Genomic DNA, 25,465 nt, shown 5'->3' on the forward strand with positions numbered 1-25,465 from the left:
CAGCGCGGGCGCGGCGTGGGGGCCGTCAGCGCGGCGGCCAGCGCCGTGGCGCGGCGCGCCTCGGCCTGGCGGCGCAGCGTACGCGGCAGCAGCAGGCAGCCCGCCAGCGCGGCGAAAGTCAGCGCCAGGCTGCCGGGCTCGGGGATGCGGTTCAGGTTGACGTTGTCGAGGTTGCCGCCCAGGCCGTCGCTGGTGCCCACGGATGCGAAGCTCAGCAGGTTGCGGCCGGCCTGTGCCGTCAGGCTGAACTTGACCTCGGTCCATTGATTGCCGCTGCCGCCGAGGCCGCTCAGGGTGGCGCCGAGCTGCACGCCGTTCCAGAACGCCTGCATGCCGTTGGTCGACGCGGCCTGGAGCTCGCGCGGTGCATACCAGAAGCTCAGTTCATAGCGTGCGCCAGCGCTGAGGTTGTCGAGGTATTGACCCATCAGCGTGTTGCCGTTGGTGTCGAGTTCGAGGTAGTTGCGGCCGTCCTGGGCCGTGCCGGCGACGTTGTTGCGGACTTCGAAACCGCTGCCGGGACCGCCGAGCCAGGTCCAGCCCGGCGTGGTGGCCACGTTGACCCAGTTGCCGTTGGCCACGGCCGTGCTCTCGAAGCTGCCGTTGACGAGCAGGTTCACCGGTGCGGGGGCGGCCAGTGCGGAACTGCCGAAGGCAATCAGAGCGAGCAGGGACAGGGCGCGTTTCATGGGCGGGGGCAGGCGGTGTGATGACTGGCCGCGATTCTTTAGCCAGCTCTGCCCCGCGCCGGGTGCAGAGTTCACACTCGCGAAACCACCCCCCTCAGGCCGGTGTGCCGCCTGTGAAGCAATTCACTGAAAACGGTTGTTGGGGACTGAGGTATTTCGGGCCGAGCGCTGGGCCTGCCATGGGCCAGAGGCCCATGGCCTTGCGTAGGCACAAGCAGTCCGCAGGGACTGCTTGTGTCCGACTCCAGTTCACCGAGCCGGCCCGCTTGGGCGATGTGCTTGCGGCTCGATGCCGCAAGCATCGCCGTCCCCTCGGGGGCTTCGGCCGGACACATTGCGCCCGGTGGGCGCGATGTGCCTGCCGAAGAGCTGCGGCACTGCCGCAGCGCGGTCTGCAAGACCGATCAGGCACGCCTGCGTTCAGTAGGGCGTGGCTGGGCGAGGGGCAGTTTTACCGCGGCGTGTGCGCGAGGGTGCTGGCCAGTGCCGCGGCACGGCGCTGTTGCTCCTGGCGACGCAGGGCGCGGCTCACGGGGCGCGCAACTGCCAGGGCCAGAGCACCCAGGACGATCAGCAGCGAGCCCGTGTCGACCTCGGCGGGCAGGGCGTCGAACTCGGTTTCGGCCTGGCGGTTGGCCGGCGTCCAGTGGGCGTTGCCGTTGAACGACGTCAGGCTGGCCGAGCCGAGACGGCCGGCATCGGCAATCACGGTGGCCGTCGTCGTGTCGACGATGGGTTGGCGCGCTTCGCGCGTGGCGCCGGCCGGGGTCGAGGAACTCAGGGCAGCGAGGACGGCAGCAAGGACCAGGGCTTTCATGTGCAGGCTCACCGGAAAGAAGGGCTGGATCGCATTGTTCGCAGCCTACCGTGGCGAGGTTGTGAAGACTTCACGCGCTCGGGGGGTACCCCCGCGAATGAGCGCTTCAGTCTTGACTATTGAGAAGCCCCTCGTCCAAGGGGTACCTTGGCCGGTCCCCCGTGGAGACGGCGATGCTTGCGGCATCGAGCCGCAAGCACATCGCCAGGGCGGGCCGGCTCGGGAGCGGCCCAGCGCTCGCCCCGCAGAAAGGCACTACGGCGGCGGCTATTGGGGTGCCGCCCGCGCGGCTGCCTTGGCGGCCAGTTCTTCGCGCATGCGCTTGAGCTTTTCCCGGGGATCTTCACGGGTGATGCCCTCGTGCAGCTTCATCTCGGCCAGGAAGCGGCTGGGAATGCCCACGACGGTGTCACGGCCTTTCTTGCGCCGGCGCAACGTCGACACGGCCAGCGTCGTGCGCGCCCGCGTGATGCCCACGTACATCAGCCGCCTCTCCTCCTGCAGCGCCTCGGCCGTCAGCTCGGCCTCCTCGCGCTTGAAAGGCAGCAGGCCCTCGTTGACACCCGCCAGCACCACGTGGGGCCATTCCAGGCCCTTGGATGCGTGCAGCGTGGTCAGCGTCACCTGATCCTGGTCTTCGCCGCGCTCGGCCAGCGACAGGATGACGGAGATGGTCTGAGCCACGTCCAGCACGCTCTGCTTGGGCTCGGTGAAGCTGACGCCGCCTTCCTCGCTGTGCTGGCCGCCGCAGCGCTTAGCGATCCAGTCGACGAAGTCCAGCACATTGCCCCAGCGCGCCTGCGCGACCTTCTCGTTCTCCTCGTTGTCGAGCAGGTGGGCCTCGTAGGCAATGTCCTTGAGCCACTCGGTCAGCATGGCGTGAGCCGCGGTGTGGCCCTCGGTGTGCTTGGCCTTGTATTGCAGCTCGTTCACGGTGCGGCCGAACTCGTGCAGGCCGTCCAGGGCGCGCTTGGTCAGCGAAGTGGCCAGGCTCTCGGCGAACAGCGCCTCGAACATGCTGCACTTCCACTGCGCCGAGAAGGTGCCCAGGGCGCCCAAGGTCTGGTGGCCGATGCCGCGCTTGGGCGTCGTCACGGCGCGCAGGAAGGCCGGGTCGTCGTCCTGGTTCACCAGCAGGCGCAGCCAGGCACACAGGTCCTTGATCTCGGCCTTGTCGAAGAAGCTCTGGCCGCCCGAGACCTTGTAGGGGATCTGGGCGCGGCGCAGGGCCTGCTCGAAGATGCGCGCCTGGTGGTTGGCGCGGTACAGGATCGCAAAGTCGCGGTATTGAGGTCCCTTGCCATCGGCACGCAGCTGCTGGATGCGCGCCACGGCGCGCTCGGCCTCGTGCTCCTCGCCGTCAGCCTCCAGCAGCGCGATGGGCTCGCCGTCGCCGAACTCGCTCCACAGCTTCTTCTCGAAGATCTTGGGGTTGCCGGCGATGACGTTGTTGGCCGCGCGCAGGATGCTGCCGGTGGAGCGGTAGTTCTGCTCCAGCGGGATGACCTTCAGCTTGGGGTAGTCGGTCGGCAGGCGCTTCAGGTTCTCGATGGTGGCGCCGCGCCAGCCGTAGATGGACTGGTCGTCGTCACCCACGGCCGTGAACATGCCGCGCTCGCCCACCAGCGCCTTCAGCAGCTCGTACTGCACGGCGTTGGTGTCCTGGTATTCGTCCACCAGCACATAGCGCAGCTTGTCCTGCCATTTCGCGCGCGCTTCGGCGTGCGTCGTCAGCAGCTTCAGCGGCAGCGTGATGAGGTCGTCGAAGTCCACCGCCTGGTAGGCGGCCAAGCGCTCCTGGTAGCGCACCATGACGGCGGCGGCCGAGCGTTCATCCTCGTCCTTGGCCACCTGCGCTGCCTGGGCCGCGTCCAGCCCCTGGTTCTTCCACAGCGAGATGGTCCACTGCCAGCGCCGCGCCTGGTTCACATCCGTCGTGCCGCCGGCGTCCTTCAGCACGTTGAGCACATCGTCGCTGTCGAGGATGGAGAACTGCTCTTTCAGCCCGACCCGCGAGCCCTCCTCGCGCAGCAGGCGCACGCCCAGTGAGTGGAAGGTCGAGATCGCCAGGTCCTTGGCCGCCTTGTTGCCGACGAGTGCCTTGGCCCGCTCGCGCATTTCCTGCGCGGCCTTGTTCGTGAAGGTGATGGCGGCGATCTGGCTGGGCCGGTAGCCCGACACCAGCAGCTGCGCGATCTTGGTCGTGATGACGCGCGTCTTGCCCGAGCCCGCGCCAGCGATAACGAGGCAGGGACCGCTCAGGTGGTAGACGGCTTCGAGCTGGGCCGGATTGAGGCCAGCGGCGGGCGGGGATGACATGTCTTTGGTGGCGGCTCTGCTTGCGGGCCGAGCGACGGGCCGCTCCCAAGCCGGCCCGCGCTGGCGATGTGCTTGCGGTTCAACGCCGCAAGCATCGCCGTCCCGTAGGGGGACCGGCCAAGGTACACCTTGGACGAGGGGCGCACATCATGCCACTCGCGCTACCCCTTCCCCTGGCAAGGCCCGCAGCCCCAGCCCCAGTAGCAGCAGCGTGAAGAAAACGAAGCCGACGCGGGGCACGTCCAGCAGGCTGTCGAAAGCGCCCACGGTACCTAAGCCGATCAGCGCGGCGACGATAGCCGGCGCCAGCGGATGGTCGCGACCGCGGCCGAAGCTCAGGCGCACCAGCACCAGCAGGTAGGCCCCACCCAGCAGGGCCAGGCCCACCAGGCCCTGCTCGAACAGCACGTGCAGGGCCGCGTTCTTGATATGCCAGGGCAGGTGGTGGCGGTCGCTGGAGAAGAACCAACGTGCCATCTCGCGGTTGAAATCGCCATTGACCAGCAGCTGGCGCCCCTGGGCGTCCTGCATCGCGATGCGAGCGATGTCGACGCGCGCCGCGCGCGTGTCCAGCGCCATGGAGAAGGTCACGAAGCGCGGGGCCCACCAGTCGCCGCCCAGCGCTGGCACCGGCCCGAGCTTGAATTCGCTGGTCTGCCAGGCACCCATGCCGGCTGTTGCCGCGGCAGGCGCCGTGGCTTCGGCGCCGCCTTCCGCCGGCGCCTCGGCCCGCAGCGGCTTGAGCATCGGCTCGACGCTGTGGCAGTTGTCCGGGTAGATGAGGTTCTTCTCGCAGATCTGCAGCACCAGATTCGCGTCGGCCGCCGTGCGGTGCACCAGGGTGATGGCAACAGGCCCGGCCGCCGGTGCGGTGATGCGCTGGCTGACGCGGAACTGTTCGCCGCGGCCCAGCGCATGCTTGCCGGCGGCCAGCGCCAGATAGGACTCGGTCGGGTCGTGGCGCAGCCGGTAGTCGCCCACCTGGCTGCTGACCGGGCCCTCGTAGAAATTGCTCGGCACAAAGCGCCCCGCGCCCTTGCCCAGCAGCCACTGGCGGCCGCCGTGCAGCAGGTGCAGGCCCTCGCGCCAATGCGTCAGGCGGGTCTGGCCGTCCTCCTTCCAGGTGGCCACCCGGTCACGCAGATAGGCGCCGCCGCCCAGGGCCGCGACGATGGCCATCACCATCAGCAGGCCGGCAACCAGCAGGGCGCGCTTGCGCCAGCCCGCGGCGCCGTGGCTGTCCTTGCCCTGCAAGGGCCACAGGCGCGGCTCCACCAGCATGGCCGCCCACACGCCGGCCAGAGCCAGGCCTGCTGCAAGCGCCGTCCAGCGGCCCGTGGTGCCGCTCCAGTAGTCGGCCACGATGACCATGGTGGCCAGCAGCCAGAACCAGGCCGTCGCGACCAGTAGCACATACAGGGGCCGTGCCTGCCCCGGCTGGTCGCGCCAGCGCAGCGCGGCGCAGCACAGCAGCGCGACGACGTTGAGCACATAGGCCGCCTTCGGCACGGCCATGGACAAGGCCCAGCTCGCGCCACCGAGCAACAGGGCCAGCAGGCCGCCCATGATCAGCGCCGTCAGCCGCTGGCTCAAGGTGGGCAGCCACAGGCTGGCCGGCATGGCCAGCAGGATGACCATGACAAAGAACAGGGCCAGCAGGCCGCGGTAGCCACCGCTGCCGAATATCAGAGCGGCCGCCAGCGCGAAGGCGCCGGCCATGGCAAGCGCCCCGACCTTGGCCAGGCGCGGCAGCGGCTCGTCGACAGCGCCCAGCGTGCTGTCGATCTGGCTGCTTTCCGGGCCCGAGGCTGCGGCGCGGCGGCGCTGGGCGTCGGCCAGCATGACCATGGGGATGAGAGCCAGCGGCAACGCCAGGTAGACGCCGCGCGAGAAAGTGGTGAGGCAGGCATAGGCCGCCAGCAGCGCGATGACAAGACCGATGGCAAAGCGCCAGGGCGAGCGCGTGCGCAGCAGGGCCAGCAGGGCGAAGGGCAGGGTCAGCACCAGGAAGCCGTCCAGGGCCGCGCCGCCGACATGCATCTCCCAGAAAAGGGCCGTGGTGCGGTAGTCGGTCGAGAAGTCCAGCACGCCGGGGTAGGCCAGGCGCTCCCACAGCGCGGCGGCACTGGCGCCGGCCAGGGCCAGCACCAGGCCGAGCAGCAGGCCGCGCGAGAAACCTCTTGGACGCGCGGTGGCTGCGGCCGTCCACAGCGGCAGCAGGGCCAGCGCCAGGAAGATGGCCTTGGCGTTGCGCACCGAGTTCATCGCCTCGTGATAGCCATGGAACCAGCCGAAGGTGAAGCCACCGGCGTCGGCGAAACCGCGCCTGATGCTCCAGGCCGCGGACAGCGCCAGGGCCATCATCAGCACGACGACGACCGGCGAATAGACGAGGCCGTGGCGCCAGGCCGGCGCGCGGTCGCGCGCGTTCAGCTGCAGCGCATAGGCCAGATAACCGCCGCAGCCGCAGGCGGTGACGAGCAGGTCCATCTCCTCGAAGCTGATCCAGCCGGTCCAGGGCGCCAGGCCGATCAGGGGCAGCGGCGCGAGCACAAGAACGGGCGTCTTGACCCAGAACAGCGCCGCCAGCAGCACAGCGGCGCCCCAGGCAGCCAGTGCGAGCGGCCCCGACAGCGGGTGGTGCCAGGCCAGCTCGGCGCCCACGAGGCCGAAGCCGACGCCGGCCGCGAGGGCCAGCCACTGGGTCTTGGTGGCGGGCAGCTTGAGCTGCAGTTCGCCAAGGCCGAGCAGGCCCGAGGGGGCGGGGGAGGCGCCGACCGCGGCCATCAGCACGCCCGCCGGTTCAAGCCGGCAGGGATCGGGACAAAACGGGTCGCGTATGACGGCGCAAGCAGCGGGCGGGCCATGAAACCTCCGGAGAAGCGCGCATTGTTGCCGAGCCCCGAAGGCCGTGCATCGCGGGCAACCCGGGCCGGCTGAACGGGTTCAGCGCCTGCGCCGTAGCGCCGCCAGCAGCCCCAGGCCGCCCAGCAGCAGTGCCGCGTGGGTGGGCTCGGGCACGGCCGTGACCTGGATGTTGTCGATGCCGACCACTTCGGTGACGCCAGCATGGAATTCGCCCTTGATCGTCAGGCTGGTCACGTTGGCCAGCACCTGCCAGGACGGCAGCACGAAACTGTAGTGATGCCACTGACCATCGGCCGGCGGGTTGTTCGCGGCCACCATGTCGAACACCACGCCGCCGCCGGCCCCGATGATGGTCACTTCACCGAAAGGCGCCCAGTCCGGCGCATCGCCGTTGATGTTCCTGGCGTCGAAGGACAGCGTGCCGCCGGCAAAGGCCGACCAGTTGCCCAACCAGGCAGTGGGCGCGTTCAGCAGGAAGTCGTCGTCCGTGATGTCGGTGACCTGGAGCCAGCCACCGCCGTTGCCGCCGCTGGCCATCCAGACCTGGGCGCCACCGTTGCTGGTGGTCCAGCCTTCGGCATCGGTGTTGAAACCGGCGGCCATCGCAGCCGAGGTGGCCAGCGACAGCGCGACGGCGACGAAAGGCGCAAGGAGAGAACGGGCCATGGCGGTGCTCCAGCATTGGTAGGGCGCGCATGTTGGCCGAGGGGCCGCTGCGGCGACATCCCTAGCCAACGTCCGGAAAGCTCAACCCTGGGGCAGACCGCGGGTGCCGGCCGTGGGGGCAGACGGCTCCGAAACGTGGGCCGCCATGGCGAGCAGGCCCACACCGGCCGCGGCGCCGAGCCACAGCCAGCGCTTCCACCAGGCGGCTCGAGCCTTGGCTTCGACGGCGGGGCCGGGTTCGGCAGCGCTGCCGGCGCTGCGTGGGGGGGCGAGGCCCAGCCACTCGCGCAGTTCGTCGGCGAGGCCCTCGGCGCCGCGCGTGCGCAGCTCGGGCGATTCGGCCATGGTGCCGCGCAGCAGGGCATCGAGCTTGATCTGCTGCGCCGACTTCATCAGCGGCCAGGCCTCGGCCACGCTGCCACGCAGCGGCGCCAAGCCCCGGGGGGTGTCCTCCCAGCCGCAGATGAAGACGCGGGCCAGGGCGCCCAGGCCATAGATCTCGCTGGCGAGAGTGGGTGGTTCGCCGTTGCGGCGCTCGGGCGCCACGAAGGCCGGCGAAGCGCCGAGGCTCAGGCCGCGGTCGAAAGGGTCGGTCGGGTCGGGAATCTTGGTCAGGCCCAGGCCCATGAGGCGCACGCCGCCTTCGGGGCCGAGCCAGATCATGGCGGGGTCGATCTCGGCCAGCAGCCAGCCCTGCTGGTGGGCCGAGCGCAGGGCTTCGCAGAGCTGCACCAGCAACTCGACGCGCTGGCGCAGTCCCAACTGGTGCAACTGCGGCAGCACCGGCTCGCCATGCTCTCCCTCGACGATCAGATAGGGGTGGGCATCGGGTGTCACGCCGCTGTCGCTGGGCACGGCGATGTGGAGGTGCTGCAGCTTGGCGAGGTCACCGGCCTGGTCGGCGTAGCGCAGCATGACGCCGGCGCCCTGGTCGCTGCGGTCCAGCACGAGGACGGCCGCCTTCTGCTCCGTGGCCATTGCATGGTGGGCGCTGTACCACTGGCCGGCATGGGCCTGCTCGCCGTCGGCCAGCGGTTTCTCCAGCCGCCACACGCCCAGCGCCTGCCCTTCGTCCAGGGGCGCGGCGGCGGCTGGCGGTGGCAGGGAGAGATTGGGCATGCGCATGGCGCGGCATATTAGGGGTGACCCCAGGGGGCTGCCATCCCCCTTTGTTACAAAGCGGGCCGGTCCGCGCATTCGCTCACGGCCCTGGATACTCGCCCCCGGACAATGCTTGCCGTTCTCGCCACGACCTTTCCGTTCTTCGCGCTGGTGCTGTGCGGCTGGCTGGCCGCCGAGCGCGGCCTGCTGCCGGACAGCGCCATTCCCGGCCTGAATGGGTTCGTGCTTTTCTTTGCGCTGCCCTGCCTGCTGTTCCGCTTCGGGCGCGACACGCCGCTGCTGGAGCTGCTGAACCCGGCCCTGCTCGGCGTCTATCTCAGCTCGGCGCTGCTGATGGTCTTCTTCACGGTGGCAACGACGCTGTCCGAGCGAGTGGGCATGAAGGACGCGGCCTTTGGCGCCCTGGTGGCGGCCTTCCCCAACACCGGCTTCATGGGCGTGCCGCTGATCGTCGCGTTGTTGGGCAATGCCGCTGGCGGGGCTGTCGTCAGCACCATCCTGGCCGACCTCTTCGTGACGAGCTCGCTGTGCATCGCCCTGGCCCAGGCTGGCGCCAGCGGGCATGCCGGCCGGGCGGCGTTCGTGCAGGCGCTGAAGGCGGCCGCTTCCAATCCGCTGCCCTGGTCCATTGCCCTGGGTGCGGCTTTGGGCGTCAGCGGCCTGGTGTTGCCGGGGCCGCTGGCCAAGGTCATTGCCATGCTGGGGGATGCGGCCTCGCCGGTGGCGCTGTTCTCCATTGGCGCGGTGCTCAGCCGTTCGGGCCGTGCCAACCGCAAGGCCGGCCGTGTGACGCCGGCGGCGCTATACCTGCCGGTGGCTGCCATCAAGCTGCTGCTGCATCCGGCGCTGGTCTTCGCCTTGGGTGCCGCGGCGCGCTGGCTGGGGGCGCCGCTGGCCTGGCCGCAGCTGGTTGCGCTGACGCTGGCGGCCGCGCTGCCCAGCGCCAGCAATGTGTCGCTGCTGGCCGAGCGCTACGGCGCGGACAACGGCCGCATCGCGCGCATCATCCTGGCGTCGACCGGCCTGGCCTTTTTCAGCTTCAGCGGCCTGGCGGCCCTGCTGATCTGACCTATGAAGCTTGCGGGCCGAGCGCCGGGCCTGCCATGGGCCAGAGGCCCATGGCCTTCCGTAGGCACAACCAGTCCGCAGGGACTGCTTGTGTCCGACTCCAGTTCACCTAGCCGGCCCGCCGTTGGCGATGTGCTTGCCGGTCGATCCGGCAAGCATCGCCGTACCCTCGGGGGACCGACCGCGTACCCGCGGGCGAGGGGCTTCAGTTCAGCGACGGCGACGCGCCACCCAGGCGATGACGCTCAGGCCCGACAGCAGCAGCGCATAGGTCTCGGGTTCGGGAATCGGCAAGCCGCCGCCGGTCGCACAGGCGAGGTTCTGGCAGATCGTGCCGCTGCCATTGCCGGCGAAGCTGATGCCGTAGTCCGCCGCAGCGGCGCCAGACATCACATAGACCGTCGAGCCCTGCGGCAACTGCATGCCCGTGAACTGCACGGTGTTGGAGAAGTCCGCGGCACCGTTGCCGCTGATGCTCGTGCTCAGCTCGGACTTCAGGTACAGCGCCGTGCCATAGGTGAAGCTATAGCTGCCGATGACATCCTCGTTGATCGTCAGCGTGCCGTTGCCATCCGTGTAGGTCCACAGGCCGTCGCTGTAGACGCTTTTGTTCCAGTGGTCCGAGCCGGCGTCGTAGGAGGCGTAGACCGACGCGACGACCTGGTTGGAGAAGGAGCGCAGCGACCAGTCGATGGACGCGCCGCCATTGCCCGTCGTGATGCCGGCGAGACTGCCGTCGATGTGGATGGTGCCGGTGAAGGTGCCCGTGCCGGTGCCGCCGCCGATCTGGTAGAGCTCCTCCCAGGCCGAGCGCCCGACCGCATAGGTCAGGTTGTTGCTTTCCACGTGCATGGGCCAGCTGGTCGCGCCGACGACGAACTGGCCGTCGTAGCTCTGACTCACCGGCGTGAAGCCGGCCAGCGAGGCGCTGGCGTGGTTGCTGCCCCAGTCCGTCATGCCGTAGGCATTGGCGGTGACGGGCGTCATGCCCTGGCTGGCGTCACCTGCCCAGACGCCACCGGCCGTCACATTGGGCAGGGGCGTGGCTTGATCGTAGGCGGCGCCGCTGCGGTAGTCGGAGCCGTAATAGACGCTGCCGTAGACGGTGTTCGGGTTGCCGCCGGCGTCCAGGCCAAAGACGGGGCTGGTTGTCTGGATGCTGTTGTAGTAGCCGCTGTAGGCCTCGGCAAAGACGCGGTATTGCGACTGCGCCTGGGCGGTGCAGGCGAGGGAAGCGAGACCCAGCAGGGTCAAGGCACGAAGAGACATGGCACGGCTCCCAAGGCAGCGAGCCGGCGGTGGCCCGCTGAAACAAGTTGTGCACTCTGTCACTAATTGCTTGTCTTGGCATCCCCATTCGACAGGACGGCGCGCCCTGGCAGCCGGATCGTCACGCGCAGCCCGCCACCGTCCCGGTTGGCCAGCGCGATATGGCCGTCGTGGGCTTCGGCAATCTCCCGTGCCAGCGCAAGCCCCAGGCCCGTACCGCCCTGGGAGCCGGGTTCGGAGCGCTTGGTGGAGTAGAAGGGCAGCAAGGCCTGGGCCAGCACCGCCTCGCTCATGCCGGGGCCGCGGTCCAGCACTTCGATGCGCAGCTCGTCGCCCTGGCTGGCCAGGCGCAGCAGGATCTCGTCGGGGTCGCTGCCCGACTCATGGGCGTTCTTGATCAGGTTGAGCAGGGCTTGTTCGATCTGGGCCGCATCGAACCAGCCGGGCTGATCGGGCGGCGCGCCCTCGACGCGGAATTCGCCCAGCGTCGCCAGCCGCGCGATAAAGGCCGACCAGTCCACCGCGGCGCGGCGCGGCGCCGGCAGCTTGGCGAAGGCCGCGTAGCCGCTCAGGAAGACATGCAGATGTGCCGCGCGCTCGCCGATGCTGGCCAGCACCTGCAGCAGGCGCTCGGTGTTGCCGCGCCGCGCCAGCTCCGCGCCGCTGTGGGCCAGCGACGAGATCGGCGCCAGCGAGTTGTTCAGCTCGTGGCTCAACACGCGGATGACGCGCTTCCACGTCGCGACTTCGGCCCGCGACAGCTCCCGCGTCATGCGTCGCAGGAGCCGCAGCCGATGCGGCTGGCCCTGCAGCCTGAACGTGCGCGTGCTGTGGTGGAAGGTTTCCTCCGACCCATCGGGCAGCGTCACCGCGAAAAGCCGGTCGCCGTCGCCGGCGAGGGCCTCGCGCAGCGTCTCGGGCAGGTGGGCGATGACGGTGGGGAAGTCCAGCCCGGTCAGGCTGCGGCCGTCGCCCAGCAGCTGGCGTGCGGCCAGGTTGGCAATGGCGATGCGCTCGCTCGGCGCCGTCAGCACCAGCGCGACGGGCGTGTTCTGCACGACGGTGTCCAGCAGCAGCTCGCGCTGGGCCAGGTGCTGGCGCTGCTCGCGCAGGGCCAGGCCGAGCTCGGCGTGCAGTTGCGTCAGCTCGATCAGCTCACGCGGACCGTCTGGCGCGAGATTGAGGCTGAAGTCACCGTCCCGGTAACTCAGCACGGCCCCTTCGAGTGCGCGCGTGAGCCGCAGCAGCGGCGTCAGCCAGAACGCCGCCAACCAGCCGATCAGCGGCAGCATGACGATCACCGCCACGGCCAGCGCGATGCCTGCATCCAGGCCCGCTCGGCGCACGCCGAGGATGACCAGGGGCGGCACGACCGCCGCCGCGCCGAGTGCCAGCAGTGCGCGAGCGCGCAGCGACAGCGGCATCAAAGGTCTATCCCATAACGCTCCAGCCGCCGGTACAGCGCCTGGCGCGACAGACCCAACTGGCTGGCCGCACGGCTGACCACGCCGCCGGCTGCGTTCAGCGCCGCGACGACGGCCTCGCGGCTGGGCTCGTCGAGGTTGCGCCAGGCGCCCCCGCCATTGCCATTGGCTTCCTCCAGCCCCAGCAGGGCCGGCGTGATCTCACCGCCCTGGCACAGCAGGGCCGCGCGTTCGACGGCGTTCTTCAGTTCGCGCACATTGCCTGGCCAACGGTGGGCGAGCAGGGCCTCGCGCGCGGCCTCGCTCAAACGCGCCCGGTCGGCCAGGAAATGCTCGGCCAGCGGCAGCACATCGTCGCGGCGCTCGGCCAGGGGCGGTAGCTTCAGCTCGATGAGGTTGAGGCGGTAGAACAGGTCTTCGCGGAAGGCGCCGGTCTTGACCATGGCGCGCAGGTCGGCATTCGTCGCGCTCAGCACGCGCACCCGCACCTGGCGCGTCTTGCTCGAGCCCAGGCGCTCGAACTGGCCCGTCTCCAGCACGCGCAGCAGCTTGACCTGGCCGGCCAGCGGCAGGTTGCCGATCTCGTCGAGGAAGAGGGTGCCGCCATCGGCCGCCTCGAAGCGGCCCACGCGCGCCTTGGCCGCACCGGTGTAGGCGCCGCTGTCGCTGCCGAACAGCTCGGCCTCGATGAGGTCGGCCGGCAGGGCGCCGCAGTTCAGCGCGACGAAAGGACCGTCATGCGCGCTTGAATTGGTGTGCACGAAGGCCGCAATGCGTTCCTTGCCGGCGCCGTTCGGCCCGGTGATCAGTACCGGCACCGGTGCCGCGGCAATCTGGCCGGCCAGTTCGAGCAAATTGGCCATCGCATCGGAGCCGAACACGAGGCCGGCGAGGTCGTAGCGCCGTGCCAGCGCTGCGCGCCTGGCGGCCCGCGCCTCGCGCAGCTGTGCGATTTCGCGGTTGGCCTCGCCCAGCTCCAGCAGGTTCTCGACGGTCGCGATCAGCTTGGCGTCGTCCCAGGGTTTGGCGAGGTAGTCGGCCGCGCCGGCCTTGACGAGGGCCACGGCCGCGTCCAGCCGTGTCCAGGCCGTCAGCAGGATGACGGGGAGGTCGGGGCGGCGCGCGCGGATGGCACGAAAGAGCTGCTCGCCTTCCTCACCCGAGGTCGTGTCGGCCGTGAAGTTCATGTCCTGGATGACGAGGCCGAAGGCGCGCTTGTCCAGCAGGGCCAGGCCCTCCTCGGGGCTGGTGGCCATGCTGGCCTCGATGTCGTGCAGGGACAGCAGCAGTTCCAGCGCCTGGCCCACGCCGGGGTGGTCGTCAATGATCAATACGCGTCGCATGGCGCAGCAGGATAGCCGCCCATCCAACCGTGCCATCTGCCCGGATTTTCCGCACGACGCGCTAGGTTTTTCCCTAGATCGCCACTTCAACGGCGGACTCGTCACAAAGCAACCCGTATCCTGCGCCGCCTCGGGCGGGCTGATGGTGGTTGCGCACGAGATTCACATCAACGTCGAAGGGAACACCATGTCTTCAGTGGGATTGGATGCCGTACCCGGTCCGGGTCGGAGTGCGGGCTGGCTCGACAAGGAAAGAACCATTGCCGGCGTCGGCTTCAACCGCTGGCTGGTGCCGCCGGCGGCCCTCGCCATCCATCTGTGCATCGGCATGGCCTATGGCTTCTCGGTGTTCTGGCTGCCGCTGTCCAAGGCCCTGGGCATCAAGGAGGCGATCAAGTGCGGCGCCGACGTGGGTTTCTTCCAGGAACTCTTCGTCAGTGGCTGCGACTGGAAGGTCTCGACGCTGGGCTGGATGTACACGCTGTTCTTCGTCTTCCTGGGTTGCTCCGCGGCGATCTGGGGTGGCTGGCTCGAACGCGCCGGCCCGCGCAAGGCCGGTGTCGTGTCGGCCCTGTGCTGGTGCGGCGGCATGTTGATCTCGGCGCTGGGCATTCATCTGCACCAGTTCTGGCTGATGATCCTGGGCAGCGGCGTCATCGGTGGCATCGGCCTGGGCCTGGGCTACATCAGCCCGGTCAGTACGCTGATCAAGTGGTTCCCGGACAAGCGCGGCATGGCCACCGGCATGGCCATCATGGGCTTTGGCGGCGGCGCCATGATCGGCTCGCCACTGGCGGCCGAACTGATGAAGACCTTCGCCACGGCCACCGACGTCGGCGTGACGCAGACCTTCATCGTCATGGCCCTCGTCTACTTCGTCTTCATGATCGGCGGCGCATTCGGCTATCGCGTGCCGCCCACGGGCTGGAAGCCGGCCGGCTGGACCGCACCGGTCGCCCAGGGCAGCAACGCCATGATCACGCAGCGCCACGTGCACGTGAAAAAGGTCTGGGGCATTCCGCAGTTCTGGCTGGTCTGGATCGTGCTGTGCATGAACGTGTCGGCCGGCATCGGCGTCATTGGCATGGCCAGCCCGATGCTGCAGGAAGTCTTCGGCGGTTCGCTGATCGGCCTGACGGCCAAGTTCGGTGAGCTGGACAAGGCGCAACTGGCCAAGATCGCCGCTGTGGCCGCCGGCTTCACGGCGCTGCTGAGCCTGTTCAACATCGGTGGCCGCTTCTTCTGGGCCAGCCTGTCGGACAAGCTCGGCCGCAAGGTCACCTATGTCGTCTTCTTCCTGCTTGGCGGGCTGATGTATGCCAGCATCCCCAGCAGCGCGGCTGCCGGCTCCAAGCTCGCCTTCGTCGGCGCGATCTGCGTCATCCTGAGCATGTACGGCGGCGGTTTTGCGACCGTGCCGGCCTTCCTCGCCGACCTGTTCGGCACGCAGATGGTGGGTGCGATCCATGGCCGCCTGCTGACGGCCTGGGCCACGGCCGGCATCCTGGGCCCCGTCGTCGTGAACTACATGCGCGACTACCAGCTGGAGCTGGGCCTGCCGCGCGAGCAGGTCTACAACCAGACCATGTACATCCTCGTGGGCATGCTGGTCGTCGGCCTGATCGCCAACCTGATGATCCGTCCGGTGGCCGACAAGCACTTCATGACCGAGGCCGAGCTGGCCGAGGAAAAGCGCCTGGCGCACGAGCGCGCTGCGGCCGCCGAGGTGGGTTCGGGGTCGGGCGCCAGCGCCGCGACTTCGCCCGCGGTGGTGGCGCTGGCCTGGGCCGCGGTGGGCATCCCACTGGCCTGGGGCGTGTACAAGACCCTCATCAACGTGGGCAAGTTCTTCAACTGATCCGGTCCTGCTAGGCTGACAAGCCCCGCTGCCTGTGCAAGGCGCGGGGCCTTTTTCTTGGTGTATGACCTTACAGCCCCCACGTTCGCGCTGCTCACTGCCCCCCGAGGGGGTGCGTCAGCGGCTTCGGGCGGCCGGGCACCACTGACATGAGCGAACAAAAGATCGAGCTGTACGACGGCCCCGCCGGCGGTTGGGGCGCGCTGAAGAGCGTGGCCAAGCACCTGAACGAGCAGGGCGTGGCCGTGAAGGGCGCCAAGACGCTGCTGCATGCCAACCAGACCGACGGTTTCGACTGCCCCGGCTGCGCCTGGCCCGACCGCGACCACCGCTCCACCTTCGAGTTCTGCGAGAACGGCGCCAAGGCCGTCGCCGCCGAAGCCACCGCGCGGCGCGCAACGCCCGAGGTCATAGCCGCGAAGACGCTGAAGGAATGGGCCGAGGTGTCGGACTACGACCTGGAAGCCACCGGCCGCCTGACCGAGCCCATGGTCTACGACGCCCAGACCGACCGCTACCAGCGGACCAGTTGGGACGCGGCCTTCGCGCTGATCGCCCGCGAGCTGCAGGCGCTGCCTGATCCCAACGAAGCCATCTTCTACACGTCGGGCCGCACCAGCAACGAGGCCGCCTTCCTCTACCAGCTGTTCGTGCGCGAGTACGGCACCAACAATTTCCCCGACTGCTCCAACATGTGCCACGAGCCCAGCGGTTCGGGCATGCGGCCGACCATCGGCGTCGGCAAGGGCACGGTCACGCTGCACGACTTCGAGCAGGCCGATGCCATCTTCGTGTTCGGCCAGAACCCGGGCACCAACCACCCGCGCATGCTGGGCGAGCTGCGCGCCGCCCGCAAGCGCGGTGCGCGCATCGTCAGCTTCAACCCGCTGCGCGAGCGCGGCCTGGAGCGTTTCGCCGACCCGCAGAACGCCATCGAGATGGCGACGCTGGGCGACTCGCCGATCAGCAGCCACTACTTCCAGCTCCAGGTCGGCGGCGACTTCGCGCTGCTCAAGGGCATGTGCAAGCGCGTCGTCGAACTGGACGATGCCGCGCTGGCGGCCGGTAAGCCGCGCGTGCTGGACGTGGCCTTCATCGCCGAACACACCCAAGGCTTCGAGACCTTCATCGCCGACCTGCGCGAGCAGCCCTGGGAGCCGCTGGTCGCGGCCTCGGGCCTGACACGCGAGCAGATCGTGCAGGCCGCGGACATCTACGCGACCAGCGAGCGCGTCATCGCCTGCTGGGGCATGGGCATCACCCAGCACCGGCACTCGGTCAAGACCATCCAGATGATCGTCAACCTGCTGCTGCTGCGCGGCAACCTGGGCCGCCCGGGCGCGGGCGCCTGCCCGGTGCGCGGCCACAGCAATGTGCAGGGCGACCGCACCATGGGCATCTACGAGAAGCCCGCACCGGCCTTCCTGGACAAACTGGGCCAGGTGTTCGGCTTCGAGCCGCCGCGCGAGCACGGTCATGACACCGTGGGCGCCATCCAGGCCATGCTCGATGGCCAGGGCAAGGTCTTCATCGCCATGGGTGGCAACTTCGCCGCTGCCACGCCCGACACGGCCGCCACCTGGCGCGCGCTGCGCCAATGCGAGCTGACGGTGCACATCACCACCAAGTTCAACCGCAGCCATGTCGTGCACGGCCGCAAGGCGTTGGTGCTGCCAGTGCTCGGCCGCACCGAGATCGACGTGCAGGCCAGCGGCCCGCAGGGCGTCACGGTGGAAGACTCGATGAGCATGGTGCACCTGTCGGCCGGCATGAATGCGCCGGCTTCCGAGCACCTGATCTCCGAGCCCATGCTGGTCGCGCGCATGGCCGCTGCCACGCTGACGAAGAGCCGCACGCCGTGGCTGGCGCTGGCCAGCAACTACGCCACCATCCGCGACAAGATCGAGGCCGTGCTGCCCGACTTCGCCGGCTTCAACGAGAAGATCAAGGCGCCCGGCGGCTTTCGCCTGCGCAACACCGCCAGCGAACGCGTCTGGGCCACGGCAAGCGGCAAGGCCGAGTTCAGCACGCACGCCATGCCCACCGATCTGGCTGTGCAGCGCATTGCCGAGCGCCAGCGCGACGTTCGCGTCTTCACGCTGACGACGCTGCGCTCCCACGACCAGTACAACACCACCATCTACGGCCACGATGACCGCTACCGCGGCGTCTATGGTCACCGCCGCGTCGTCTTCATCCATGCCGAGGACCTCAAGGACCTGGGGCTCAAGGCCGGCGACTGGGTGGACATCACCAGCCTCTACATCGACGAGGCCGGCGGCGACGTCGAGCAGCGCCACGCCGAGCGTTTCCTGCTCGTCGCCTACGACATCCCGCGCGGCTGCCTGGCCAGCTACTACCCCGAGACCAACCCGCTGGTGCCGCTGCAGAGCTTCTCCGTCACCGCGCGCACGCCGACGTCCAAGTCCATCCCGGTCGTGCTGAGTGCGCACGCCGGCTGAGCTGCTGCATGAGCTGGGCGATGGCGCCCGGGCCGTGCCGCTGACGCGCCTGGCCAAGCGCCTGGACGCCCGCGTCAGCGAGTTGCTGCGCGAGTTCACGGCCCTGAGTGACGCCCGGCTCGGTGGCGTGGCCGGGCCGGGCTGGGTCAGCCTGCATTGCGACGACACGGGCCGCTGGACGGTGACCCTGACCGAGGCGGGCCGCGCGCAGCAGTCGGCGACACAGGGCTAGCCGCCGTGTAGCCGCAGGCAGATCCCGTGCCTGTCCGGAGGCACGGCCGAGGCACGGAGGGCAGCTTGCGGCGTCTCAAGTTCCCTGTCATGCTGGCTCTTCAGGGCAGCCCAGTAGCGGCGCCCTTCAGCAAGCGCCGCCCCAGGCGCAGCGCGGTGCAGGCGGACAACGGCGTCCTGCCGACCGACTTCCGGCTGAGTCGACGATGTCGCCAGCCGCTCGACTCCTTCGACGAGGTCAAGCCATGAACTTCAATGCTTTCAAGGTTTCCACCCGATTGGCCCTGGGTTTCGGCTCGGCAGTGCTGCTCGGCCTTGTGATCGCCGTCTTCGGCATGCTGCGGATGGGCTCGCTGGCCGCCAAGGTCGACGAGCTGGCCCTTGATCGCATGCCCAAGATGGACAAGTTCGCCGACATCAAGGACAACCTCAACACGAGCGCTCGCGCGGTGCGCAATGTGCTGCTGACGACCGATGCGACCGTCCGTGCTGCCGAGGTGAAGCGCATCGGCGAGATGCGTGCGGCCACCGACCAGTCGATCGCCATGCTGGACAAGGCGCTCGCACAGCCCAAGAGCCGGGCGCTGCTCAAGCTCATCACCGACAACACGCCCGCCTACCGGCACGGGCTGGACCAGGTGTTGGCGCTGGCGAGCGAGGGCAAGACAGCCGAGGGCGCTGCGATGCTGACCGGCGAGGTGCGTGCCCGGCAGAGCACGATCTTCAAGGCCGTCGACGATTCCATCGAGTTGCAGAGCCAAGTCGCCAACCAGCTCGCCAAGGATGCCGGCCAAGTCGCCGCCAGCAGCGGCATGGAGATGCTCGGCGGCGCGGTCGCGATGGCCTTGCTGGGTGGTCTCGTGGGCTGGGCACTGTCGCGCAGCCTGAGCCGCGCACTCGGTGCCGAGCCGGGCGAACTCAGCGAGGCCGTGCAGCGCGTGGCCGATGGAGACCTGGCCCAGCCGGTACCGGTGCGGTCAGGAGACACGACGAGTACCGTGGCTGCTGTGGCGCGCATGCAGGAGGCGCTGGCCCTCATCGTGAGCACCGTACGCGCCAACTCCGACAGCGTGGCCATTGCCAGCGCCCAGATCGCGCAGGGCAACCAGGACCTGTCCAGCCGCACCGAAGAGCAGGCCAGCGCCCTGGAGCAGACGGCGGCGTCGATGGAGCAGCTGGGCTCGGCCGTGCAGCAGAACGCCGACAACGCCCGTCAGGCCAACCAGCTGGCGCAAGGCGCCAGCGAGGTGGCCGTGCGGGGTGGCGCCGTCGTCAACGAAGTGGTGGCGACGATGAGGGACATCCAGCAGAGCTCGCAGCGAATCTCCGACATCATCGGCACCATCGACGGCATCGCCTTCCAGACCAACATCCTTGCGCTGAATGCGGCGGTGGAGGCCGCGCGAGCCGGCGAGCAGGGCCGCGGCTTCGCGGTCGTGGCCGGCGAGGTGCGCCTGCTGGCCCAGCGCAGCGCCCAGGCGGCCAAGGAGATCAAGTCGCTGATCATGGCCAGCGTCGAGCGTGTCGAGCGCGGCACGGTGCTGGTGGACCAGGCCGGCTCGACCATGACCGAAGTGGTCGACGCGATCCGCCGCGTCACCGACCTGATGGGCGAGATCAGCAGCGCCAGCGGCGAGCAGAGCAGCGGCGTGGCCCAGGTCGGCGAAGCGGTCATGCAGATGGACCAGACCACGCAGCAGAACGCCGCACTCGTCGAGCAGGGCGCCGCCGCCGCCGAGAGCCTCAAGGAGCAGGCCCGCCAGCTCGTGGCGGCGGTGGCGGTCTTCCGGCTCGCGCACGAGGCTCATGCGGCCGTGCCGGCGCCCCGGCCACGCAAGCCCTCGCCACCCGTGAGCCGGCCGTCGACGCGACCGGTGGCCAAGGCTGGCGTGCGCAGACCGGCACCCGTCGAGCCGCGCGTGCCCTCCAGGCCTGCCGCCAGCTCAGCCGTCGTCAAGCCCCCGGCGGCGGCCGATGGTGAATGGGCCGACTTCTGAACCGACACTGCAGGCTCCGTTGACTCGCCCGCATCTCCCATGCCTGCTCTCCGTCTCCTTGGCCGCCTCACCTCCATCAACGTCCGCAAGGTCATGTGGACCGCCGCGCAGCTTGATCTCGAGCTCGACCGCGAGGACTGGGGTGCGGGTTTTCGCTCGCCGCAGGAGCCGGGCTATCTGGCGATGAACCCCAACGGCCTGATACCCGTCCTCATCGATGGTGACTTCGTGCTGTGGGAGAGCAATGCCATCTGCCGCTATCTCGCCACCCAGCGCTACGCAACCACGCTGCTGCCGACCGAGCCGCAGGCGCGCGCCAGGGTAGAGCAGTGGATGGACTGGCAAGCCGGCGAGTTGAACAACAGCTGGCGCGTCGCCTTCATGGCGCTGGTGCGCGGCCAGCCGGCCACGCCGGAGGCCATCGAAGCGGGCGTGGCGAACTGGAACAAGCACATGGGCATGCTGGAAGCACAGCTCGCCAGGACGGGCGCCTTCGTGACCGGGCCTGAGTTCACGCTGGCCGACGTCGTGCTAGGCCTGTCGGCCCAGCGCTGGAAGAACGCGCCGATCGAGCGCGCGGCATTGCCGGCGGTGGACGCCTGGATGCGGCGCTTGAGCGCGCGGCCAGGGTTTGCCGACTACGTGGACAACGGCATGCCTTGAGCGACCTCAGGGCTTGCCGCCAGCAGGCCGGCGCGCCAGGATCTGCTGCGCCGCCTCCCTGGCCGTGGTCATCTGCTGCGGCGTGGGCGGCGCTGCCAGGTGAAGCGCACCCCGCTCCAGCAGCGACTTGGCCGTGCCCTTAGCCTCAGGGTCGGGCAGCTCGGCGTAGGCCATCAGAAAGCTCAAACGCTCGGCGTCGCTCAACCCCCACGCGGGGTTCGACGTCGCCGCATTGATGAGGCTGAGCCCGTCACCGGCAAATGCGTCACGCCGCATCGCTTCGGCCACCTGCTGGCGCTGCGCGGCGGTCAGGTCGCCGGGGAAGGTCGCGGCGGCAAAGGCCGAGGCCGCCTCGGCCACGCCGGCCCGCACCGCCCGCAAGGCCAGTTCCGGCAGCATCACGCGGTGCTGGGCGGTCACGGTCTGGCAGCGCCTCGACTCGGCATCGGCCTCCACCATCATCTGGGTCATCATTTCCGGCGAGATGCCCTGGTTGCGGACGGTCTCGAAGCTGTTGCGCCGCGTCTCGTTCGACGCGCAAAGCCGCAGCCAGCGCACCGCCTCCCAGGCGGCCGCCGCATCGTCGCCGGCCATGGCACGATCGATGTGCGGGCCGTACCCTTCCGAGCCGATGCGCGGTGCGGCCGGCCTTGCGGAGGTGGGTGTCGGCGAAGCCGTTGCGGAGGCGGCGCGCGCCACCGCGCGGGTGGTTGTCGAGGCTGCCGAAGCCGCCAGGGGCGGCGCGGCGGGCTGGGCCACGACGGTCGTGGGCTGGGAGGGCGAGGCCGGGCCTGCGGGCGGCGCGCTCAGCCCCAGCCACAGGGCGGCGGCAGCTGCAGCGCCAATCGCGATGAGGATGAGAACCCAGCGAATGGCGTCCATGGCGGCTCAGCTTGCGAAGTTGTAGCGCACGACGGCGACCGTCAGTGCGAACAGATAGCCGTAGGCGAAGCGGTCGATGCGCAGCACCGGGTCGCCGCGGCGCGCGCGCCAGAGGCCCATCAGCGTCATTGCGAAACCGGCGATCACGGGCGTGACGACGAGGTTGGCCAGGCGGGGCCAGCCATCGCGCGTCAGGTGCTGGGGCATGAGCCACAGGCTCAGCGCGCCGACGATGCCGCCCAGCAGCACATAGCCGAGCACGGCCACCCAGACGCTGGGCTGCTTGCGAAAAGGCTCGGCCACGGCATGCAGGCCGAGTTCGACGAGCAGTTCGCCGAAGACCTGGAAGATCAGTTCGAGCAGCAGTTCAAGCAAGATCTCCAGGGCGGTCTCCGCAGTCGGTGAGATGACACGCAGCCTAGCGCAACCGGCCGGCCGGCAGGCGGCCGCGTGAGTTTTCACCGGCTGGAGCGCTGATGAAAAAAAGCCCGCGGCAGATGAGCCGCGGGCCAGGTGCGGAGTGGCGCCTGCCACCCTGCCGTCGAGATGTGTCAGCCGAGCCGTACCGGCACAAAGATCTGCTGGCCGTCACGCGCCACCAGCAAGGCCACCGAGGCCGGCTTGCCCTTCAGCGCGTCGCGCACCTGCTCCACGTTCTGCACCGGCTTGCCGTTCAGGGCCAGCAGCACGTCGCCGGGCTGCACGCCTGCCAGCTGGGCCGGGCCGGTCACGCCTTCGATCAGCAGGCCATGGTCCAGCCCCGAGCCGCGCAGCTCCTGGCGCTCCAGCGGACGCAGCGCCAGGCCCAGCGAGCCGCCCTGGGGCGTGGCGCTGGCTTCCTGTGCGTCCTTGTCGGCGCGGCCCAGGCTGACGGTCTCGCTGACGCGGGACTTGTCGCGCCACAGCTCCAGCTTGAGCTTGTCGCCGGGGCGGGCCAGGCCGACGCGGCTGGACACGTCGCCCGCCACGCGCACCGGCTCGCCGTCAATGGCCGTGATGACGTCACCCGCCTTCAGCCCGGCCTTGGCGGCGGCGCTTTCAGGCTGCACGCTGGACACCAGGGCGCCATCGGGTGCACCCAGGCCGAAGGACGAGGCCAGCGGCGCCGACAGGTCCTGCAGCGTGACGCCCAGTCGCGCATGCTCGACCTTGCCGTGGGCAACGATCTGGTCCTTGACCTTCAGCGCCACGTCCACCGGGATGGAGAAGGCCAGGCCCTGGAAGCCGCCGCTCTGCGAGAAGATCTGCGCGTTGACGCCGACGACACGGCCGGCCGCGTCGAACAGCGGGCCGCCCGAGTTGCCGGGGTTCACGGCCGCATCGGTCTGGATGAAGGGCACGACGCTGTCGCCGGGCAGCGAGCGGCCCTTGGCGCTGACGATGCCCTGCGTGGCCGTCTGCTCGAAGCCATAGGGCGCGCCGATGGCCAGCACATAGTCGCCCACCTGCACCTGCTTCGGGTCGCCCAGCTGCACGGTGGGCAGGCCCTTGGCATCGAGCTTGAGCACGGCGATGTCGGTGGCCGGGTCGCTGCCCAGCACCTTGGCCGAGAACTCGCGGCGGTCGCTGAGCTTGACGGTGACCTGCTTGGCGTCGCGCACGACGTGGGCGTTGGTCAGCACGACACCGTCGCTGCTGATGATGAAACCGGAGCCCTGGCCGCGGAAGGGCTGCGGCCCCTGCTGCGGCATGCGCAGCCCGGGGATGCCGCGGAAGAAGCGGAAGAAGGGGTCATCGTCACCCCGCGCGACGGGGCCTTCGTCGCCGTCGTCATTGCCCACCTTGTGCAGGCCCGCGACGGTGATGCCGACCACGGCAGGGCCCTGGGTCTGCACGATGGCGCGGTAGTTGGGCAACTGGGCGGGGGGAAGGGCCACGGCGGGTGCCGGTGTGGTGGCCGCAGCGAGGGCCACGGTGGTCGGGGCGGCGCCGCCGGGCGTCGCGTCGGTGGCCGCTGCGGCGGGCGCCTTGTGAAACCCGGGCAAGGTCCACCCCGAAGCCGTGGTGGTCAGCGTCACACCGGCAGCCAGCAGCGCAGCGGCCGCGGCAGTCACCGTCATCTTGGCGGTCTGGGTCATCGAGAACTCTCCTCTAGGGGCGGGCTGCGGCGCAGCCGTTGCCGTGGACTCTAGGGAGGGGAGGTGAGGGCTCGATGAGGGGAAGGTGAGGTGAAAGTTAAGGCGACGTGGGACGTGGAGTCTGCGGTGGCGGCTTCAGGCTGGCTGCTGCCGCTCGGATTCATCAGTCGTGGGGCAGCAATGTGCCCGAAGCGGAAGCTCATCAATGTCCGCTTTAGAGCGTCCCGGTGACTGGCAGTGTGTCCAGCGGACTTCGCACTGCCCCGCCGCCAACCTTGAGCACATGGGTGTAGATCATGGTCGTCGCTACGTCGGCGTGGCCGAGCAAGTCCTGCACGGTCCGAATATCGCTGCCCGCTTGGAGGAGGTGGGTCGCGAAACAGTGACGCAACGTGTGAGGCGTGGCCGGTTTGTCGATCTGCGCGGTCCGGACTGCGCGTTTGAAGGCGCGCTGGAAGGTCTGGTCGTACAGATGATGCCGCCGAACAACGCCGCTGCGCGGGTCTGTCGAGTGGTGGTCTTGAGGGAACACCCAGAACCAGGCCCACGACGCGCCGGCTTGCGGGTACTTGCGCTCCAAGGCGTGTGGCATCTCGACGCCTGCCGTCCCCGCGGCCACGTCCTGCGCCCAGACTTTGCGAGAGCCTGCGAGTTGGTCTCGTAGCGGCTGAGCCAGGGCCTGGGGCAGCATCAGAACGCGATCCTTACCACCCTTGCCTGCGCGGACAATCACTGCCTGATGGGCGAAGTCGACATCCTTGACTCGCAGCTGCAAAGCTTCATTGATGCGCATTCCCGTCCCGTAGAGGAGTCGCGCCAACAGGCCAAGCTCTCCGGTCATGCCGGCCAGCACCGCCGACACCTCTTCGCGACTCAGGACAACGGGCAGCCTCCGGCGCACGCGTGGGCGTTCGATCTGATTGATCCACGGAAGGTTGAGTTCCAGCACCTTCGTATACAGAAACAGCAGTGCTGATAAGGCCTGCTTGTGCGTCGCGCTGGCCACTTGCCGTTCGTTCGCCAACCAGGTCAGAAACGCCTCAACCTCGGTACCGCCCATCTCCCGGGGATGCCGTAACCCGTGGAACCGGATGAACGTCCGGCACCAGTAGACGTAGATGTCCTCCGTGCTGCGGCTGTAGTGCAGGTAGCGGATGCGCTCGCGCAGCTGGTCCAGAAGGCGCACCGCACGCAGCGGAGGTAGCCCTCCCGCAGGCGGCGGCCGCAACTCACCCCGACGCTGGCTCAGGTCAACGACAGAACTCGACATGGCGGGCCTCGCTCGGTGGGGTGAAAACCCACGATTGCCTCGCCGTCACACGGCTGGCAGAGTCCCGGACGTGGGTGCCGGTTTGCGCATGAATTTAATGCTGTATAAAACAACAGTCAACAGGAGATTTCTCAATGCCGACAACAACTTCTGAGCCCGTCGCGCGCTTGGTTAAGCAGCAGCGCCCGGAGTTAACCGGCACGGTGTGCTGGATAAACTAGTAGTTGAGCGTCACCGGACCCATGACTGAGATCGAGAAGATTTTGAGCACAGGCGCGTCGGCTCGTGACGAAGGCGTGCCCGAAGTCCTCACTCAGGAGTTGGCCGCAGCCGAAGCCGCACTTGAATTCCGCTTCCCCGCGAGCTATCGAGAGTTCGTGTCGCTTGGCGGCTGTGCAGAGCTGCGGTTCAAGAATCGGACGTTGCCTCCCAATGAGAT

Annotated in this window: 21 protein-coding genes; 8 read left to right on the forward strand and 13 right to left on the reverse strand. The window is 69.0% G+C overall.

The annotated features are described in order from the left end of the window. The 6 genes from ACXJKR_RS03575 to ACXJKR_RS03600 form a co-directional block, all read right to left on the reverse strand. Window positions 1-689: hypothetical protein (locus ACXJKR_RS03575; protein ID WP_457320796.1), on the reverse strand; the 689-nt coding region annotated here is incomplete at its 3' end. Window positions 690-1,140: 451 nt separating this feature from the next. Next, window positions 1,141-1,506, reverse strand: coding sequence for a hypothetical protein (locus ACXJKR_RS03580; protein ID WP_056205481.1), 366 nt, complete (start codon window positions 1,504-1,506; stop codon window positions 1,141-1,143). Between the two features lie 267 nt (window positions 1,507-1,773). Then, window positions 1,774-3,825, reverse strand: a complete 2,052-nt coding sequence (locus tag ACXJKR_RS03585) for an ATP-dependent helicase (RefSeq protein ID WP_457320798.1) — start codon at window positions 3,823-3,825, stop codon at window positions 1,774-1,776. Between the two features lie 147 nt (window positions 3,826-3,972). Beyond that, window positions 3,973-6,618, reverse strand: a complete 2,646-nt coding sequence (locus tag ACXJKR_RS03590; RefSeq protein ID WP_457320800.1) for a hypothetical protein — start codon at window positions 6,616-6,618, stop codon at window positions 3,973-3,975. Between the two features lie 153 nt (window positions 6,619-6,771). Beyond that, window positions 6,772-7,359, reverse strand: coding sequence for a PEP-CTERM sorting domain-containing protein (locus ACXJKR_RS03595; RefSeq protein ID WP_457320802.1), 588 nt, complete (start codon window positions 7,357-7,359; stop codon window positions 6,772-6,774). Between the two features lie 81 nt (window positions 7,360-7,440). Next, window positions 7,441-8,478 (reverse strand): hypothetical protein, encoded by a 1,038-nt coding sequence (locus tag ACXJKR_RS03600; protein WP_457320804.1) that lies wholly within the window; start codon window positions 8,476-8,478, stop codon window positions 7,441-7,443. A gap of 111 nt (window positions 8,479-8,589) precedes the next feature. Here ACXJKR_RS03600 and ACXJKR_RS03605 point away from each other — a divergent pair, with 111 nt between their 5' ends. Then, on the forward strand, window positions 8,590-9,549 hold the full coding sequence (locus ACXJKR_RS03605; RefSeq protein WP_457320806.1) for an AEC family transporter: 960 nt from the start codon (window positions 8,590-8,592) through the stop codon (window positions 9,547-9,549). A 210-nt stretch (window positions 9,550-9,759) separates the two neighbouring features. Here the strand turns inward: ACXJKR_RS03605 and ACXJKR_RS03610 are convergent, their stop codons facing one another. The 3 genes from ACXJKR_RS03610 to ACXJKR_RS03620 form a co-directional block, all read right to left on the reverse strand. Further along, window positions 9,760-10,818, reverse strand: a complete 1,059-nt coding sequence (locus ACXJKR_RS03610; RefSeq protein ID WP_457320808.1) for a PEP-CTERM sorting domain-containing protein — start codon at window positions 10,816-10,818, stop codon at window positions 9,760-9,762. Window positions 10,819-10,880: 62 nt separating this feature from the next. Next, window positions 10,881-12,242, reverse strand: coding sequence for a sensor histidine kinase (locus ACXJKR_RS03615; RefSeq protein WP_457320810.1), 1,362 nt, complete (start codon window positions 12,240-12,242; stop codon window positions 10,881-10,883). Continuing rightward, the gene (locus ACXJKR_RS03620; protein WP_457320812.1) at window positions 12,242-13,585 is read right to left on the reverse strand and encodes a sigma-54-dependent transcriptional regulator; all 1,344 of its coding nucleotides are present in this window, start codon (window positions 13,583-13,585) and stop codon (window positions 12,242-12,244) included. The genes ACXJKR_RS03615 and ACXJKR_RS03620 overlap by 1 nt, the downstream gene beginning before the upstream one ends. A gap of 187 nt (window positions 13,586-13,772) precedes the next feature. Here ACXJKR_RS03620 and ACXJKR_RS03625 point away from each other — a divergent pair, with 187 nt between their 5' ends. The 6 genes from ACXJKR_RS03625 to ACXJKR_RS03650 all read left to right on the forward strand — a co-directional run bounded on the left by ACXJKR_RS03625 (window position 13,773) and on the right by ACXJKR_RS03650 (window position 20,796). Continuing rightward, a complete protein-coding gene (locus tag ACXJKR_RS03625) occupies window positions 13,773-15,443 on the forward strand; it encodes an OFA family MFS transporter (protein ID WP_056205693.1) in 1,671 nt (556 codons plus the stop codon). Between the two features lie 149 nt (window positions 15,444-15,592). Beyond that, on the forward strand, window positions 15,593-17,905 hold the full coding sequence (locus ACXJKR_RS03630; protein WP_457320814.1) for an FdhF/YdeP family oxidoreductase: 2,313 nt from the start codon (window positions 15,593-15,595) through the stop codon (window positions 17,903-17,905). Then, window positions 17,889-18,137: a hypothetical protein gene (locus ACXJKR_RS03635; RefSeq protein ID WP_457320816.1), complete on the forward strand. Its 249-nt coding sequence runs from the start codon at window positions 17,889-17,891 to the stop codon at window positions 18,135-18,137. The genes ACXJKR_RS03630 and ACXJKR_RS03635 overlap by 17 nt, the downstream gene beginning before the upstream one ends. Before the next feature lie 89 nt (window positions 18,138-18,226). Then, entirely contained in the window at window positions 18,227-18,385 is a 159-nt protein-coding gene (locus ACXJKR_RS03640) for a hypothetical protein (RefSeq protein ID WP_457320817.1), read from the forward strand. Next, on the forward strand, window positions 18,382-20,133 hold the full coding sequence (locus ACXJKR_RS03645; RefSeq protein WP_457320819.1) for a methyl-accepting chemotaxis protein: 1,752 nt from the start codon (window positions 18,382-18,384) through the stop codon (window positions 20,131-20,133). The genes ACXJKR_RS03640 and ACXJKR_RS03645 overlap by 4 nt, the downstream gene beginning before the upstream one ends. Before the next feature lie 39 nt (window positions 20,134-20,172). Then, entirely contained in the window at window positions 20,173-20,796 is a 624-nt protein-coding gene (locus ACXJKR_RS03650) for a glutathione S-transferase family protein (protein ID WP_457320821.1), read from the forward strand. A 6-nt stretch (window positions 20,797-20,802) separates the two neighbouring features. On the opposite strand, the gene ACXJKR_RS03655 is transcribed toward ACXJKR_RS03650, so the two are convergent. From ACXJKR_RS03655 to ACXJKR_RS03670, 4 genes are all read right to left on the reverse strand, one after another. Next, window positions 20,803-21,678, reverse strand: coding sequence for a hypothetical protein (locus ACXJKR_RS03655; protein WP_457320822.1), 876 nt, complete (start codon window positions 21,676-21,678; stop codon window positions 20,803-20,805). Between the two features lie 6 nt (window positions 21,679-21,684). Next, window positions 21,685-22,053 (reverse strand): hypothetical protein, encoded by a 369-nt coding sequence (locus ACXJKR_RS03660; RefSeq protein ID WP_056205453.1) that lies wholly within the window; start codon window positions 22,051-22,053, stop codon window positions 21,685-21,687. A gap of 176 nt (window positions 22,054-22,229) precedes the next feature. Further along, window positions 22,230-23,756: a Do family serine endopeptidase gene (locus ACXJKR_RS03665; RefSeq protein WP_457320824.1), complete on the reverse strand. Its 1,527-nt coding sequence runs from the start codon at window positions 23,754-23,756 to the stop codon at window positions 22,230-22,232. A gap of 214 nt (window positions 23,757-23,970) precedes the next feature. After that, the gene (locus tag ACXJKR_RS03670; protein ID WP_457320826.1) at window positions 23,971-25,026 is read right to left on the reverse strand and encodes an integron integrase; all 1,056 of its coding nucleotides are present in this window, start codon (window positions 25,024-25,026) and stop codon (window positions 23,971-23,973) included. A gap of 242 nt (window positions 25,027-25,268) precedes the next feature. Here ACXJKR_RS03670 and ACXJKR_RS03675 point away from each other — a divergent pair. Beyond that, window positions 25,269-25,465 (forward strand): hypothetical protein (locus ACXJKR_RS03675; protein WP_457320828.1); only part of this gene is annotated, 197 nt, incomplete at its 3' end.

This window comes from Roseateles sp. P5_E11, from assembly GCF_054049355.1.